Origin of the sequence: Vibrio sp. 2CM40D (assembly GCF_023161825.1) — a bacterium.
In the GTDB taxonomy this organism is placed as follows: domain Bacteria; phylum Pseudomonadota; class Gammaproteobacteria; order Enterobacterales; family Vibrionaceae; genus Vibrio; species Vibrio alginolyticus.
Map to the genome: position 1 here is coordinate 419436 of NZ_JALNTL010000001.1, position 14263 is coordinate 433698.

Genomic DNA, 14263 nt, shown 5'->3' on the forward strand with positions numbered 1-14263 from the left:
TTAGCATTGATGCTAACCCTTTTTATTTGTACCCAATCATTATCTAGATCTAACTGCACCGATTATCGGTTAACCATCGATTCATCCCACTCAAATCGAGTGAACAATTGCTGCCAAGTTTCATCAAGATTAGCCGTCATGACAATCTCTTGATCGGTAAATGGATGGACGAACCGTAACTCTGAAGCATGCAGTAGCAAACGATGAGAATCAAACTCTGTGCGATACAGCTTGTTGTGCTTTCCATCCCCGTGCGTTGTATCACCCACGATCGGATGGCGTAGATGTGCCATATGACGACGAAGTTGGTGCTTACGCCCCGTTTTAGGTTTCATCTCAACTAAGCAATAACGCGTTGTAGGAAATTTACCCGTCGAATAGGGAACCTCCACTTTAGCCAACGGCTTATATTCCGTCACCGCTTCTTGCGCTTCTTTTTCTTGTGAAGCGAACTTATCCGCAATCTTGTCTAACTCGACTTTGAGCGCGTAATCCAAGACGCCCTCTTCCTCAATCCAACCACGTACTATTGCGTGGTATGTCTTTTCCATTTTATGTTCAGCAAACATCGGCATGACTTGTGATGCGACTTCACTCGACAACGCAAACACGAGCACACCAGATGTTGGACGATCCAGACGATGCAATGGGAACACATGCTGACCAATTTGGTCGCGCAAAGTTTGCATGACAAACTGAGTTTCGTGTTTATCTAACCAACTGCGATGCACTAACATGCCTGCAGGCTTGTTGACCGCTACAAAATATTCATCCTGATAAACGATCTCCAGCTCAACTGGTTCTGAAGATCGCGTTAGTTCTTGTTCTAGCATTCGTTTACTTACACAGTTCGTCAATGGTTCGGATTGTAACGAGCAGCTCTGCGAACTGCGGTTCCTGCTTCCACGCTTCTGAAAAATAGGGCTCGAGAGAAAACCCTCTTGGCAGTGGTTGGTTATTTTTCACTAGTGCGTGCATTCTGGCTATAAAAATCCACTGCAACCATTCATGAGGATGCAACGTATCAATCGCAAATGGCTCCGCACTCTGTAAGGCTTGCTCTGAAGGCATAGTGTATTGCCACAATTTATGCTCTCTAAGCTGCGTTTCAAGTTGGTGAAGTAAGTCGACCAATTGAGTATTTGTTACCATTAATTCTATCTCGAACCTTGAATTAGCCGAGAATGATACCATTTCTTGTGAAAAGAACGTTAGGACGTCGTATTTAATGGAAAACATTCAAACCCTCACTCAACTGTTGAACAACAGCCACTGTGATTATCAAATCTTCGATCTTGGTCGCCGTATCAAAACCATCGCTAAAAAAGAGTTTACCGATGTAGAAAAAGGTCAAGCACCTTACCCATTTCCAATGCAGCGTAAAGCACACCTTGCCATCGCTTATTGGAATGAACAAAAGCAACCTTGGATTTGGTTTCTAAAGTTTGAATTGGACGAGCGTGGTTTGTTAAAGCAAGCGGATATCGGCAATTTCATTAAATACGTTGTAGAGGCTATGGGAACACGCCTCAATGATGATATCACTGAAGAGCAACAACAAAAGCTGTCTAACAACCCATATACGTTCAAACCTTCCGAAGATAAAATGGCCGTGTTTCATAGCCAGGTCCGCGCAAACCTCAATCTTCCTACCAGCCAATATTACGAGCATACCCAGCATTACTTCTCTGGAGGTTTAGGCTGGGATAATTGGCAAACTGTAGGTCTGCAAGGTATCACAGACATAGCCGCTCGCCTGGAAAAAGAGCAAAACGGGGTAATGATACGCAAAGCGTTGAACCACCTACCAAATGAGCCACTTTATGCACTATTAGGTGCGCTTGAGCATGTAGAGCTTCAAGAGCGTTTAGCAGAACGTATCGCGGAAAAGGCACAGCAAGAAATCGCAAGTAGCGAACCTGATCTCTTCCTACTTTCAGCACTTATCCGAGCCCTTGCTGGTGCACCAACAGAAGTCGCCTCTCCAGTATTAGATGCGATATTGCATAGCCCTCGTTTAAGCCATCAGGAGGTATTGATTGGTGTGGCGGGTCGCGCTTGGCACTTACTCGCCAATGAAGAGGTAGCAGAACAGTTTTTGCTGCGTTTAGCTCAAACCGGTAATCAAGCCCTATTTAATCAGTTATTTGCCGATTTAGTGATGCTGCCAGAGTTAAGGATGGTGTTATTGCCTTTACTGCATTCAAATCCATCAGAGGAACTAGCAAATGCGCTAGTAAGCTTACAACAAACAACAAAAAGCTAAGAAAGGTTCAGGAATGATTGGTGATCTTTTAGCAATTTTAGGGCTCTGCTTTTTCTGTTACCTGTTTTGGCAACAGCGTCGCCAAGCCGAACTCGCAAAAGCGGCCATCACGCGTAAATGTGAGCAATTGGATCTCCAATTAATCAGCATCGCCTTTGGTGCCCATAAACTAAAAACGCCAGACGGAGTCTGGCGTTGGCATACGGTGTATCAATTTGAGTTTTCATCTCTTGGTGACGATTGCTACCAAGGAGAGTTAACCATGGTCGGTTTCAGGCCGCAGAACTTTCACCTACCACCGCATCGCTTGTAAATTCCATTTCAAAGTAAGGACCATATATATCCTTACTTTCTTTTGTTTCAACAAATCCCAACTTTTTCAGTACCGCCATAGAAGCTTGATGATTGCTATTCACGTTAGCTTTCACCTTATTCAAGCCCAACTCACGGCACGCTTTGGGGAAAAATGCTTTTAGTGCTTCTGTTGCTAACCCTTTACCCCAATATGATTTATCAAAAATAAACCCTAATTCAGGTTCGGAATCGAGATTAGCAATGAACACGTGCCCCATATAGTCACGACTGGTGCTCTCTAGCACTGCCATACTATAAATGTTCTCATCATCCAGTATTTTCTCAAACATCTGTTTGGCAGACGCAACTGTATACGGACCATTCAATTCAGCACGGTTTTTCGCACAGCAATTCAGCATGACGAATTCTAGTTGCAACGACTCATTGTAGGGTAGAAGAAGCATTCTTCTGGTTACTATGGCCACATCTGTTCCTTGATTACAACAAACTTAATCTATCCGCAGATCACAAACTCGATGAGCTGAACATGCTCAATGATTGCGGGCATAACACCTTGTAGAGAAGCCGAAAGTTAAACCAACTGGTTGGAAAGGATATTGATCTGAGTTGTTTTTTATTAAGTGTTATTAGGAATTTATATATTTTGTGATATTGATATCCCCAAGTAACATCGAGATGCTTAATTCAATGAGAACACTGGATATCGTTTTTATATAAGAAAGACCCCGACACATAAGTATCGGGGTCATGGTCTTACTCGCAGCAGTCCGGCTACTAAAAGTGCTCCATGCATCATCCATAATAGTGGCTGATTCCGTCAGCTTATTCCTTACGTCGCCGTCCTAGCGGTGTCCTTATCATCCTGACTGCTAACATTCCTCGTTAGCACACGTCACTTGTTCCTTGAGCGGTGTCCCTTGCATCTTCCTGATGCTGTCCATAACCTCAATCCTAGAGGGGTCCATTGTCTATCCTTAGTCATCAACATCCTATTGATGATCGTATCCTTACAATGTCCTACGCTCCATGCTTGATTAATCATCCTGACCAACCAAATCGTCTTCCTGACGATAACCAAATCCTTGGTGCTTTCCTGTTCCATGTCTGCTTCCTGCTGACAACTCTCAATTTACGCCTTTTCCAAAAATAGACAATCTATCCAAGATAAATATTTGGCTCTCACATTGGTTAACAAGTTGTTAAATCATTATTTATCAGAAACTTAAGCTCTTCAGCTTCTCTTTTTCCGCTTACGAAATCGTTTTCTCTCACAACCTATGTAAGAGATCTCTCACACTACACTCTCCAAAATGCCATTCGCCAAATCAGCGCACTCAACGTATGATGATAGATATATCGTTGTTAAGGATTAAAAATGTTAACTCAAGACGTTACTAAAGAATTAGAAGCGGCAATGGAACAGTTGCAACAACAAGGAAAAGAGCCAACCGTAGCGTTAGTGAAAGCACGATTGAAAACGCCAGTTCCAATGCCAGCGTTAATCACCGCAATAAAAAGTTGGAAGAGTGCTCAACGCGTACCCAAGGTTGAAATCGCAGCACAGCACCACACCGATAATGATCGTCTTGAAGCCCTAGAACGCACCGTAAAAATGCTAGCCATTCGTATTGAAGAGTTAGAAGCGAAACTCAGTGAGAAATCATCATGAAGTTATGGGTAGATGCAGACGCATGTCCGAAAGTTATTCGCGAAACCATTGTGCGTGCCGCCGAGCGTACGGGGATTGAATGTACGTTTGTCGCTAACCACGTTGTCCCTGTGCCGAAAAGAGACAACATCCACTCGCTGCAAGTCCCTGCGGGATTTGACATCGCAGACAACGAAATCGTCAAACGTGTAGAAGCCAACGATTTGGTGATCACGTCAGATATTCCGCTTGCAGATGAGGTTATCTCTAAAGGCGCTCAAGCCCTCAGTTCTCGTGGCGAGCTCTATACAAAAGACACCATCAAAGCTCGCCTAAATATCCGCGACTTTATGGAAACCATGCGTTCAAGCGGAATTCAGACAGGTGGGCCCGCCGCGCTTTCTCAAACCGATCGACGCGAATTTGCAAACCATTTGGATCGTATTTTGGCGAAATTTAAGAAGTAACCCTCACTCTATTCATATTGAGCCAGCAAATCAAAGCCTGGCTCATTCCTGAAAATTCATTCTCAGCATTGCACCCAAAGCGTGCTCTTACTCCCATTTGTTTTGTTCTGTTTATTTTTCATCTCGCTCGCCATAGCTTCAATATGCAACGTGGTTTATTTTGAACGACGTTTTTAATAAGTGTATAGAGAATAATGGGCTTTAACATCGTTTCCAGTGGAAGCTACCTGCCAACGAATCAATGGTCTGATCGAGAGATGGATCGCTTCCTAAAATTAGCGCCAGGGACCTGCCGAAATAAATTCGACGTTGAATATCGTCATGTAGCCAATACAAAAGAGACCGCTATTTACATGGCGGTGCAGGCAATAGAGCAGTGTTTAGGAAACACACATACCTTAAGCTCCGTTGATCTTCTTATCTACGCTAGCGGCACACATCACCAGTCTCTACCCTACGACGCCTCAGCGGTTCTCGCCGCGTTAGACGCTCCAACATGGCTAGAAAGCTTTGATTTGAACAGCACCTGTTTATCCTTTCTCTCTGCGCTTGATCTTGCCCAGAGTCTATTCTTAGCAAAACGATACCGTCGGATTCTTATTGTCACCAGCGAACTCGCCACTGGCATCACACTGAATCGAAATTTTACGCTCAAACCAGAAGTTGCAACGCTATTCGCAGACGGTGCCGCCGCATTTTTGCTCGAAGAACGCAACGATGATGGATTGCTCACCAGTCACTTTGAAACGCATCATACCGGGTATTCATTTTGTCAAATTAAGGGCGGAGGTAGTCATATCAATCCGCATACCTCCGAGCATCAAGCCTATTTAAAAAGTTGCCAGTTTGAGATGGAGGGCAAAGCACTCTTTAAACATGTGCGTAAAGCCTTACCAGCGTTTCTAAAAAAAGGCTTTGACGCCTCTCCGGTAACACTCGGCGATATTGATTATTTTCTTCCTCATCAAGCCAGCGCGCATGGATTAAAAAAACTGCCTTCACTCACCGGGCTACCAACAGAGAAAACCGTTAATCACTTTTCGACTTTGGGAAACCAAGTCGCCGCCTCACTCCCAATTAACTTACACTGGCTGCGTAATCAGCCAGAAGCCGCAGGAAAACATGTGTTATTAGCTGGCACCGCCGCAGGGTTGTCACTAGGGATGGGAGTGCTAAAACTATGAAGATATTGGTCACTGGTGGCAGCGGGATGTTGGGTAGCGCAATTCTGAGAATGTTTCACCAGCAGTATGAACTGCACTTTACAGCACGAAATACAGTCATCGCTAAACAACTCGCCGAGCAATTCGATGTTATCCCACATATAGTCGATTTAAGAGACCACTCAGCAGTTCATGCGGTATGCCAAGGTATGGATGCAATCATCCATTGTGCCGCTCTCTCAAGCCCATGGGGAAAGTGGCAGGCGTTTTATCAAGCCAATGTAGATGCCACCAAAAACCTCGTCAATGCGGCTAATACCTATCAAATCTCGCGTTTTATCCATATTTCCTCCACCAGCGTCTACTTTGACCATCAAGACCGTTGGAATATTCGAGAAACCGACGCCATAGCTTCATACTGGTGTAATGATTACGCACACACAAAATACCTATCGGAAATTGAAGCCGTAAAAGGCCAAAGCAAAGCGATCATTTTAAGACCGCGTGGCATTTTTGGACCCAATGATCGCGCGATTATCCCAAGAGTGCTTAAGGCGATAAAAAACAACACTCTGCTTCTGCCATCGGGTAGAAATCCTGTGGTTGATCTGACCTATGTAGACAACGTTGCCCATGCAGCGATGCTCGCTTGCACTCAGGCAGGCCAACTTCAGCATGGTGATGTGTTCAACATTTCCAACAACGAACCAATGCCAATTGAGACTGTTCTGCAAGCTTTATGTGAGGGGTTAAACCTAAAAGTAACGTTACAATCATTACCATACGGCGTTGTATCACCATTATTAAAGCTCAGTGAGCAAATACGAAGGCACTTACCACATCAGCCAGAACCAAGGCTCACCTCATACAGCGCAGGATTGTTTAACTATCATCAAACTCTGGATATCAGCAAGGCGAAACAAACACTGAATTACCAACCGCTTTTTTCAATTCAAGAAGGAATACAGCAGTATGCAAACTGGTCTAAAAATAAAAATCTTTGAGGCTGGACACTGCGTACACCCAGGCTTTGTTGTCAAACCAGGTTCTGGTATCAAGCCTAGAGCATTTCCGGCAGCCGTTGCGTTAATTCAGCACCCAACGCAAGGCAACATCCTGTTCGACACGGGATATCACGAGCATTTTTTTAGCGCGACTCGTCCCTTCCCTGAACGTTTTTATGCTTGGACAACACCTTGTCGCTATAAAAAAGAACACGGAATTGTTGCGCAGTTAGCAAAAGAAAGTCTCAAACCTCATGATATTGAACACTTAGTGCTCTCCCACTTCCATGCTGATCACATTGCTGCCGTGTCTGAGTTTTCCCACTCTCAATTGCATTGCCAACAAAAAGGGGTAGATGCAATTACTAAAAGTGGTCGAATTGGAGGCGTAAGAAAAGGATACCTAAAAGCTCTACTTCCTCCACAGCTTGAACCTAACTTATTCATTCATAGTGATTTTTCTGTACCAATCAGCCAAATTCTTCCTCAGTGCCAAGGTGTTAATTTGCTCTGTAAAGACATGTTCGACGACGGATTCATTTATATGGTTAGCTTGCCAGGCCATGCAGCTGGCCAAGTGGGCTTGCTGGTTAAAAGAGACCAAGGTTGGCTATTCTTACTCGCCGATGCATGCTGGTTAATCGAGAGCTTGAGTGAAAATATTGATCAGCATTGGCTGGCGAACATGCTTTGCGATGACACAAATGCCTATAAAAACACCCTCTCCGAATTGAGAAGTTGCTACCAACAAACCCACCACTTTGTTCGCTTCGTGCCTTCACATTGTCAGGAAACTATCCGGCAGCTAATCAAAGAAGGGTGGATGAAGTGATAACGCTTATCTCAGAATTCTGGCGAACCCGCTACCGCCCTTTCGGCTCAAGAGAACAAGTCGAAACATGGCAGCAACGACATTTAACGCAACACCTAGATTGGGTATGCTGTCATTCACCGTATTACCGCTCACTTCAAGGTGCAGCACTTAGTGATTTCCCTATCATGAATAAGCAAACCATGATGGAGAGCCTCTCGGAGTTGAATACGAAAGGCCTAGATGCTGAACAGCTAATGCAACAAGCACTCGAAGCAGAACAGTCACGCAACTTCGCCGCTTCGAAAGTTGGCGATGTTACTGTTGGGCTTTCTTCGGGCACATCAGGCATGCGCGGGTTGTTTCTTGCTGACAAACAGGAAACGCAACTGTGGGCTGGCAATATATTGGCTCGCCTGTTGCCCAACCTATGGCAAAAGCACCGAATTGCGCTAGCCTTGCGCGCCAACAGCCCACTGTATAAATCCGTCGCGAAAGGGCCTGTAACATTTTTTTATGCCGATTTAACCAAACCTTACCAAGAATGGATAAAAGAGCTAGATAAGTTCCAACCCACGCTTTTGGTTGGTAGTGCGCAAGCTCTTCAGCTCTGCGCCCAGTTCAGCGGTCAATTTGGTCAACCCGCAATTCAACCACAGCGGATCATTTCTGGTGCAGAAGTCCTAACCGAGAGTGACCGTCACTTTATTTCTCAACGGTTCGACAGCGAACTCCATGAAGTCTATCAATGTACTGAAGGTTTTCTTGCATGTACGGATCAGCATGGACAAATGCGCTGGAATCAAGATGTTATTTACATCGAAAAACATTGGCTGAATACCGAACGTACTCATTACAGCCCAATCATTACGGATTTTCGTCGTAAAACTCAGCCAATTATTCGTTATCAGCTCGACGATATTATTGAGAATAAACAGGATAATGGCGTATTTGAACCTCTTGGCGCAATTGCCGGACGATGTGGTGATCGCCTCACGCTAAACGCAAACCACGTCCCAGTGACGGTGTTACCAGATCTCATCTACCGCGCTATAACACTATCCGCCCAAAGTCGCGTGGATTACCGAATCACCCAAACAGGGTCACAAGCCATTCAAATTGAAGCGGATGTTCACCACCATCGGGTTATACATCAAGCCTTGATAAAGTTGTTTGACCAATTGCGGCTTGATCCTGTCAGATTTAGTTACCGCCCTGCGCCTATTTGGACGCCAATGAATAAACAACGACGTGTGGTGAACATATGCGGGTCTTAATCACCGGAGCCCGATCACCAGTTGCACTAGAGTGGGCAACCATGTGTATGCATCATGGACATGAAGTAATTCTCACCGATTCGCTAAAAAAACCTCTAGGATCGTTTTTGCGAGGCATCGAGTCTTATATCCCCACCGCTTCACCTCGATTTGCGTTTCCCACCTATCAACAGCAGATCCTAAAAATCATTACTCAGATGCGTATTGATATAGTGATACCCACTTGTGAAGAAGTGTATTACTTGGCTCATGTTGCCAAACAATGCCCAGAAGTAGATTTTTTTCTGCCCAATGTGGGACTACTCAATGCCCTGCACAACAAGTTGACCGTCTTTGAACAGCTTCAAAGTTTGCCAGAAATCACACTTCCAAAAACTCGTTTGGTCGCTGATAAAAGTGAGATTGAAATTAATAAGAGAACCGTTCTAAAGCCCGTTTACTCTCGGTTTGGCGGGCAAGTCATAAGAGATGTGACAACTCAGTCTATTTCTGCCGCCACGATATCGCCCCTTTACCCTTGGGTTCAGCAACAAAAAATCCATGGGACTCCGGTGTGTAACTATGCCATTTTTGAACATGGTGACCTTAAAGCACACCAAGCTTATGTGCCGAAATACTGTGTAAACGGCTCGGCCGCCAGTGCTTTTCAGCCGATCTCGTGCGAACGACTAGATACATTTATCGCAGCTTTTGGTAAACGTCATACTTATCATGGGCAAGTGTCGTTTGACTTCATCAAATCACAAGATGAACTCTACGTGATTGAATGTAACCCAAGAGCCACCAGTGGTTTGCACCTACTCTCGTCTCGATGCAACCAACTGCTTCCTAATATGGAGTTTACCAGTCCTTCCGAGCAGCGATTGCATCATTTAGGTCCAATAACACTCATCGCTGAAGGCGGGTTATCCCTGTTCAAGGCTCGAACTTGGCTAGATTGGTGGTCTGGAGTGAATGTGATGCAACAGCATAACTTACCGGTCGGGAGCCAAATCCGGAGTATGTTTGAATTACTCCGGTTAGCTAGGCAGAACAAGACGAAGTGGAGCGACGCTTCTACCGTTGATATTGAGTGGAATGGAGAGGCATTGAACTCATGACACTTTCCTCTCAAGAATGGCATCAAACCTTTATCACTCTCATGCAGTCAAATCCTATTGATGAATGCACAGCAAGCTTTGGTTGCTACTATATCGATGACGTTGCCATTCCTTACTCCGTAACACCAAAAATACCAAACAACTGTTATGCAGTCTCCCCTATGACACTGCTTAGTGGCTACGCCGAAGAAGAGCTTCACAAAGTCAAAAATGTGGCTGTTCGATGGGTATGTAAGTTACTTATTAATATGACTAAACCAATCTTATCACTGGCTGGATTGGATCAAGTCCAAACGCTCAACAATCAGTGCTTGTCCACCAATATGTATAGCGAACAATGGGCAGCCTTAAATCTCGATGAACTGCGTCGCGTCGCACTCGATCAATACCCCACCTTTCCCTTGGTGCTTCGCTCCCTCAACCAGCGTCAGCATTTACACTTAATTCAGCGATTGAAGCAGCCAAAATGGCAAAGCTTGGTAACACGACAAGTGTATTTACTTGATGATTGGCAAGCGTTCAGCTTCAACCGAGATTTAACGAAAGACTTCAAACTGCTTAATGATAAAGATTGGCAGTTTAGGCCACTGACCACTGATGAAGAGTTTCAGCGTGCCAAAGAGTTATATGACATGCTTTACCTTGATAAATACAGCCTCAATAACATACAGTTTTCAACCCAATATTTAAAACAGGCGAGCCAGAACAAATTAGTACAGTTAGTGGGACTGTTTTATCAAGAAGAGATGCTGGCTACGTTAGGCATTGTAGAAATTGATAATGATATGACTTGCCCAATTTTTGGCTACGATACCAATAAGCCACAACGCCTCGCATTGTATCGTCGAATATCGGCCTATACCATCCGCCACGCAATGATATTCCAGCGTCGCTTTAATATGAGCTCAGGTGCTCCGGCTTTTAAACGCAACAGAAAAGCCCGGCCAGAAATTGAATTTAGCTATGTTTATATTGCGCACTTACCTTGGTACAAACGCATAATTTGGAAAAGCTTATGCTGGCTCACTCAGCACTTTTATCGCCCTTTGTTGATGCGTTTTCAGCTATAAACCGACATCTATAATCAGGTAAGCCTGCGTACACAGTCTCAATCGATAAAAAAGCCTGCGACGTTCGCAGGCTTTTTATAATGGAGCTGTGTGAGGTAACCGTTTTCTACGGTGTGTAGTATGTTGCTGCGCCAGGGCCTACTGGTAAACCAAATACGAATACCCATAGGTAGAACAGCACACTCCAACCTACAATGAAGCAGATTGAGTAAGGTAGCATGGTCGCGATCAGCGTACCGATACCTAAGTTCTTCATGTAACGAGTCGCTACGGCAAGAATCAAACCAAAGTAGCTCATCATTGGAGTAATGATGTTTGTCGTCGAGTCACCAATTCGGTAAGCAGCCTGAATCGTTTCCGGTGCATAACCAACAAGCATCAACATAGGAACAAAAATCGGAGCCGTTACTGCCCACTGTGCCGATGCCGAACCAATCATTAGGTTGATAAATCCACACATCAGGATGAAGGCAAAGAACAACATTGGGCCAGTTAAGCCAATTTCTTGCAGGAAGCTAGCGCCAGCAACCGCGAATACCTGACCGAAGTTAGTCCATTTAAAGAAAGCAACGAACTGAGCCGCAAAGAAAACTAATACAATGTACATGCCCATAGAAGACATAGATTTCGCCATTGCATCAATTACATCGCGATCCGTCTTCATCGTGCCAACAACTTTACCAAACACAAAGCCTGGAATAGCAAAGAACACAAAGATGAATGCCACGATACTTTTCAGGAATGGTGAACCTGCAATTGTACCTGCATCAGAACGTAGAATGCCGTCTTCTGGAACAACCGTCCAAGCAAGCAGCGCTGAAACAACCAGTACAGCAACACCTGCTAGTTTTAGGCCTTTCTTCTCAATGTCTGTTAAGCCACCCATTTTGTCGTTCGACAAATCTTCTGAGGCTTCTTCTTCACTGTATTTGCCAAGCTTTGGCTCAACAATTTTTTCAGTAACAAACGCACCTGTGATTGCAATGAAGAATGTCGACACAAACATGAAGTACCAGTTAACTTCTGGACCAACAGTGTAAGTTGGGTCGATCATTTGCGCCGCCGTTTCAGTAATGCCTGACAACAGCGGGTCAACCGTACCAATAAGTAGGTTTGCTGAGTAACCACCAGATACACCAGCGAACGCCGCAGCAAGACCGGCAAGTGGGTGACGACCTAAAGAATGGAACAGCATTGCAGCCAGTGGAATAAGTACCACATAGCCAAGCTCTGATGCCGTATTTGAAATGATACCCGCGAAAACGACCGTCACTGTTACCATGCGTTGAGATGCACCCATGACTAAGCCACGCATTGCTGCAGATAGCAAGCCTGAGTATTCAGCAATAGCAACACCCAACATCGCAACCAATACCGTACCCAAAGGTGCAAAGCCGACAAAGTTTTTCACTAGATTGGTAACGATTAGCTCAAGGCCATCAGCGTTAAGCAAGCTAACGACATGAATCATGCCATCCGCGGCACGACCTTTTGCACCCTCAGGACGAGGGTCAACTACGGAAACTTCGAAGTATCCTGCAATACCCGACATCACCAGAATGGCTAAACAGAAAATGGCAAATAGTGTGATCGGGTGGGGTAATAAGTTCCCCAAATATTCGACAGTATCCAAAAAGCGCGTAAACAGCGGCTTCTTAGGCGAGTTTTGTTTAATTGAATCAGATGAACTCATCTGTTCCCTCCTTGTTTTTATTCCTATGCAAATGTGACAAAAATGTCAAAAAGCGTGCGAAGGGTACTTGAGTAGAAGGTCAAATAAAAGCCCTAAATGTTACAAACTGTGACGAACAGAGGCATTTATAACCAACATTGAATAAAAATGTAGATATTTCATCCATGTAAGATAATTAACTCAATATTATCAATTAAAAAAAAACCATAAGTTAGATATATGCAGGTTGATTACTTTTGCACAGCTTTGAATCTCGGGTTCGTTTTACAAATGACATAAAGACGCCCTCTCCGTTTTACAATCTGGCAATCCGGATGACGACTTTTTGCACTTTTTAATGATTTTACTACCTTCATGATTTATTCCTTTTCGCTCTTAAATTGACCAAAACGACGGTTGAAGTTCGCAATGCGACCTTCGGTTTGTACAACGCGCTGTTTACCGGTGTAGTACGGGTGAGAAGCTGACGACACATCTAACGTAAAGTAAGGGTAAGTTTTGCCATCTTTCCATTCGATGGTTCTCTCCGTTTTCAACGTAGAACCAACGACAAAGTACTTATCTACACTCGTGTCGTGGAACACCACAGGACGATATTCAGGGTGGATTCCTGGTTTCATAATACTTTTCCTTTCAATTAAATTGTTATGTTATAACATTTTAATTAATAATCATTATCAACAAGAAAAGCAAGAGAAATTTGTGATACTTTTCATCTCAATGAATTCTTAAAGATGTCCACCATGTATTCCATCGAACCCATCGGCGTCATTGAGACACCGTACAAAGAAAAGTTTGCAGTTCCGCGCCAACCACGCTTAGTACCAGAGGCTAAAGCACGCGTAAAACTGTTAGGTGCAGCAAATAGCCCTGAAGCAGTGCGTGGGCTAGAACAGTTCTCTCACGTTTGGTTGTTGTTTCTATTTGATCAGAATCTGGAAGCTGGTTGGAAACCAACTGTACGTCCGCCACGATTAGGCGGCAATGAACGAATTGGTGTCTTTGCCTCGCGCTCGACTTTCCGTCCAAACGGAATCGGAATGTCAGCCGTTGAAGTGAAAGGAGTCACTAAGCAAGGCGATCAAATCTATCTTGATTTAGGCAGTGTAGATCTCGTGGATGGGACACCGATTGTGGATATTAAGCCTTATATCCCCTATTCGGATTCTATTTCGGAAGCACAAGGCGGATACGCAGACCAAGAGCCAGAAAAGTCACAAGTCACCTTTTCTGCTCAAGCATTAGCAACGATAGAAAATCGATCCGATACTGACTATGTAAGATCAGTCATTGAACAAGTTCTGGCACAAGATCCTCGCCCTGCATATAAGAAAAACAAACCGGACGACAAAGAATATGCGGTAAATTTGTTCGACTTGAACGTAAAGTTCACAGCAACAAGCAACTTAATAACGGTTACCGCTATTGAAAGCTTTTGACAAACGCAAT

Annotated in this window: 17 protein-coding genes; 11 read left to right on the forward strand and 6 right to left on the reverse strand. The window is 44.3% G+C overall.

Annotated features, from left to right (window positions below; translation table 11 throughout):
- Positions 1 to 62: 62 nt before the first annotated feature.
- Positions 63 to 833, reverse strand: a complete 771-nt coding sequence (gene truC / locus MTF70_RS01980; protein ID WP_042521409.1) for a tRNA pseudouridine(65) synthase TruC — start codon at positions 831 to 833, stop codon at positions 63 to 65.
- A gap of 4 nt (positions 834 to 837) precedes the next feature.
- Positions 838 to 1152: a YqcC family protein gene (locus MTF70_RS01985; RefSeq protein WP_042521408.1), complete on the reverse strand. Its 315-nt coding sequence runs from the start codon at positions 1150 to 1152 to the stop codon at positions 838 to 840.
- 76 nt (positions 1153 to 1228) lie between these two features.
- Between MTF70_RS01985 and MTF70_RS01990 the strand changes: the two genes are divergently transcribed.
- Together MTF70_RS01990 and MTF70_RS01995 are read left to right on the forward strand one after the other, a co-directional pair.
- Positions 1229 to 2266, forward strand: coding sequence for a DUF3549 family protein (locus MTF70_RS01990; RefSeq protein WP_042521407.1), 1038 nt, complete (start codon positions 1229 to 1231; stop codon positions 2264 to 2266).
- A 13-nt stretch (positions 2267 to 2279) separates the two neighbouring features.
- A complete protein-coding gene (locus MTF70_RS01995; protein ID WP_005380315.1) occupies positions 2280 to 2579 on the forward strand; it encodes a DUF3301 domain-containing protein in 300 nt (99 codons plus the stop codon).
- Here MTF70_RS01995 and MTF70_RS02000 read toward each other — a convergent pair.
- Positions 2539 to 3024 carry a GNAT family N-acetyltransferase gene (locus MTF70_RS02000; protein WP_005380314.1) on the reverse strand — a complete coding sequence of 162 codons (486 nt, stop codon included), beginning with the start codon at positions 3022 to 3024 and terminating at the stop codon, positions 2539 to 2541. The two genes, MTF70_RS01995 and MTF70_RS02000, sit on opposite strands and share 41 nt — an antisense overlap.
- Positions 3025 to 3956: 932 nt before the next feature.
- On the opposite strand from MTF70_RS02000, the gene MTF70_RS02005 reads away from it, so the two are divergent.
- The 8 genes from MTF70_RS02005 to MTF70_RS02040 all read left to right on the forward strand — a co-directional run bounded on the left by MTF70_RS02005 (position 3957) and on the right by MTF70_RS02040 (position 11121).
- Positions 3957 to 4250, forward strand: coding sequence for a hypothetical protein (locus MTF70_RS02005; protein WP_005391777.1), 294 nt, complete (start codon positions 3957 to 3959; stop codon positions 4248 to 4250).
- Positions 4247 to 4696 carry a YaiI/YqxD family protein gene (locus tag MTF70_RS02010; RefSeq protein WP_005380310.1) on the forward strand — a complete coding sequence of 150 codons (450 nt, stop codon included), beginning with the start codon at positions 4247 to 4249 and terminating at the stop codon, positions 4694 to 4696. The genes MTF70_RS02005 and MTF70_RS02010 overlap by 4 nt, the downstream gene beginning before the upstream one ends.
- Positions 4697 to 4890: 194 nt before the next feature.
- Positions 4891 to 5880 carry a ketoacyl-ACP synthase III gene (locus tag MTF70_RS02015; RefSeq protein WP_205461149.1) on the forward strand — a complete coding sequence of 330 codons (990 nt, stop codon included), beginning with the start codon at positions 4891 to 4893 and terminating at the stop codon, positions 5878 to 5880.
- On the forward strand, positions 5877 to 6863 hold the full coding sequence (locus MTF70_RS02020) for an NAD(P)-dependent oxidoreductase (RefSeq protein ID WP_205461148.1): 987 nt from the start codon (positions 5877 to 5879) through the stop codon (positions 6861 to 6863). Before MTF70_RS02015 ends, MTF70_RS02020 begins: the two co-directional genes overlap by 4 nt.
- Entirely contained in the window at positions 6832 to 7695 is an 864-nt protein-coding gene (locus MTF70_RS02025) for an MBL fold metallo-hydrolase (protein ID WP_033905523.1), read from the forward strand. The genes MTF70_RS02020 and MTF70_RS02025 overlap by 32 nt, the downstream gene beginning before the upstream one ends.
- Entirely contained in the window at positions 7692 to 8951 is a 1260-nt protein-coding gene (locus MTF70_RS02030; protein ID WP_042521446.1) for a F390 synthetase-related protein, read from the forward strand. The genes MTF70_RS02025 and MTF70_RS02030 overlap by 4 nt, the downstream gene beginning before the upstream one ends.
- Positions 8939 to 10051 (forward strand): ATP-grasp domain-containing protein, encoded by a 1113-nt coding sequence (locus tag MTF70_RS02035; RefSeq protein ID WP_042521404.1) that lies wholly within the window; start codon positions 8939 to 8941, stop codon positions 10049 to 10051. Before MTF70_RS02030 ends, MTF70_RS02035 begins: the two co-directional genes overlap by 13 nt.
- Positions 10048 to 11121, forward strand: a complete 1074-nt coding sequence (locus MTF70_RS02040; RefSeq protein WP_042521403.1) for a hypothetical protein — start codon at positions 10048 to 10050, stop codon at positions 11119 to 11121. The genes MTF70_RS02035 and MTF70_RS02040 overlap by 4 nt, the downstream gene beginning before the upstream one ends.
- Before the next feature lie 106 nt (positions 11122 to 11227).
- Here the strand turns inward: MTF70_RS02040 and MTF70_RS02045 are convergent, their stop codons facing one another.
- The 3 genes from MTF70_RS02045 to MTF70_RS02055 form a co-directional block, all read right to left on the reverse strand.
- Entirely contained in the window at positions 11228 to 12814 is a 1587-nt protein-coding gene (locus MTF70_RS02045) for an AbgT family transporter (protein ID WP_005380301.1), read from the reverse strand.
- Positions 12815 to 13044: 230 nt separating this feature from the next.
- Entirely contained in the window at positions 13045 to 13170 is a 126-nt protein-coding gene (ykgO, locus tag MTF70_RS02050) for a type B 50S ribosomal protein L36 (RefSeq protein ID WP_005380299.1), read from the reverse strand.
- Between the two features lie 3 nt (positions 13171 to 13173).
- Positions 13174 to 13434, reverse strand: coding sequence for a type B 50S ribosomal protein L31 (locus MTF70_RS02055; protein WP_005380295.1), 261 nt, complete (start codon positions 13432 to 13434; stop codon positions 13174 to 13176).
- Positions 13435 to 13557: 123 nt separating this feature from the next.
- On the opposite strand from MTF70_RS02055, the gene tsaA reads away from it, so the two are divergent.
- The gene (gene tsaA / locus MTF70_RS02060; protein ID WP_005380294.1) at positions 13558 to 14253 is read left to right on the forward strand and encodes a tRNA (N6-threonylcarbamoyladenosine(37)-N6)-methyltransferase TrmO; all 696 of its coding nucleotides are present in this window, start codon (positions 13558 to 13560) and stop codon (positions 14251 to 14253) included.
- Positions 14254 to 14263 lie beyond the last annotated feature (10 nt).

Coding starts and splice junctions, on each gene's coding strand:
- MTF70_RS02025 (WP_033905523.1), top strand. CDS start 6,832: ATGCAAACTGGTCTAAAAATAAAAATCTTTGAGGCTGGACACTGCGTA.
- MTF70_RS01985 (WP_042521408.1), bottom strand. CDS start 1,152: ATGGTAACAAATACTCAATTGGTCGACTTACTTCACCAACTTGAAACG.
- MTF70_RS02055 (WP_005380295.1), bottom strand. CDS start 13,434: ATGAAACCAGGAATCCACCCTGAATATCGTCCTGTGGTGTTCCACGAC.
- truC (WP_042521409.1), bottom strand. CDS start 833: ATGCTAGAACAAGAACTAACGCGATCTTCAGAACCAGTTGAGCTGGAG.
- MTF70_RS02000 (WP_005380314.1), bottom strand. CDS start 3,024: ATGCTTCTTCTACCCTACAATGAGTCGTTGCAACTAGAATTCGTCATG.
- MTF70_RS02020 (WP_205461148.1), top strand. CDS start 5,877: ATGAAGATATTGGTCACTGGTGGCAGCGGGATGTTGGGTAGCGCAATT.
- tsaA (WP_005380294.1), top strand. CDS start 13,558: ATGTATTCCATCGAACCCATCGGCGTCATTGAGACACCGTACAAAGAA.
- MTF70_RS01995 (WP_005380315.1), top strand. CDS start 2,280: ATGATTGGTGATCTTTTAGCAATTTTAGGGCTCTGCTTTTTCTGTTAC.
- MTF70_RS02010 (WP_005380310.1), top strand. CDS start 4,247: ATGAAGTTATGGGTAGATGCAGACGCATGTCCGAAAGTTATTCGCGAA.
- MTF70_RS02040 (WP_042521403.1), top strand. CDS start 10,048: ATGACACTTTCCTCTCAAGAATGGCATCAAACCTTTATCACTCTCATG.
- MTF70_RS02015 (WP_205461149.1), top strand. CDS start 4,891: ATGGGCTTTAACATCGTTTCCAGTGGAAGCTACCTGCCAACGAATCAA.
- MTF70_RS02005 (WP_005391777.1), top strand. CDS start 3,957: ATGTTAACTCAAGACGTTACTAAAGAATTAGAAGCGGCAATGGAACAG.
- ykgO (WP_005380299.1), bottom strand. CDS start 13,170: ATGAAGGTAGTAAAATCATTAAAAAGTGCAAAAAGTCGTCATCCGGAT.
- MTF70_RS01990 (WP_042521407.1), top strand. CDS start 1,229: ATGGAAAACATTCAAACCCTCACTCAACTGTTGAACAACAGCCACTGT.
- MTF70_RS02035 (WP_042521404.1), top strand. CDS start 8,939: ATGCGGGTCTTAATCACCGGAGCCCGATCACCAGTTGCACTAGAGTGG.
- MTF70_RS02045 (WP_005380301.1), bottom strand. CDS start 12,814: ATGAGTTCATCTGATTCAATTAAACAAAACTCGCCTAAGAAGCCGCTG.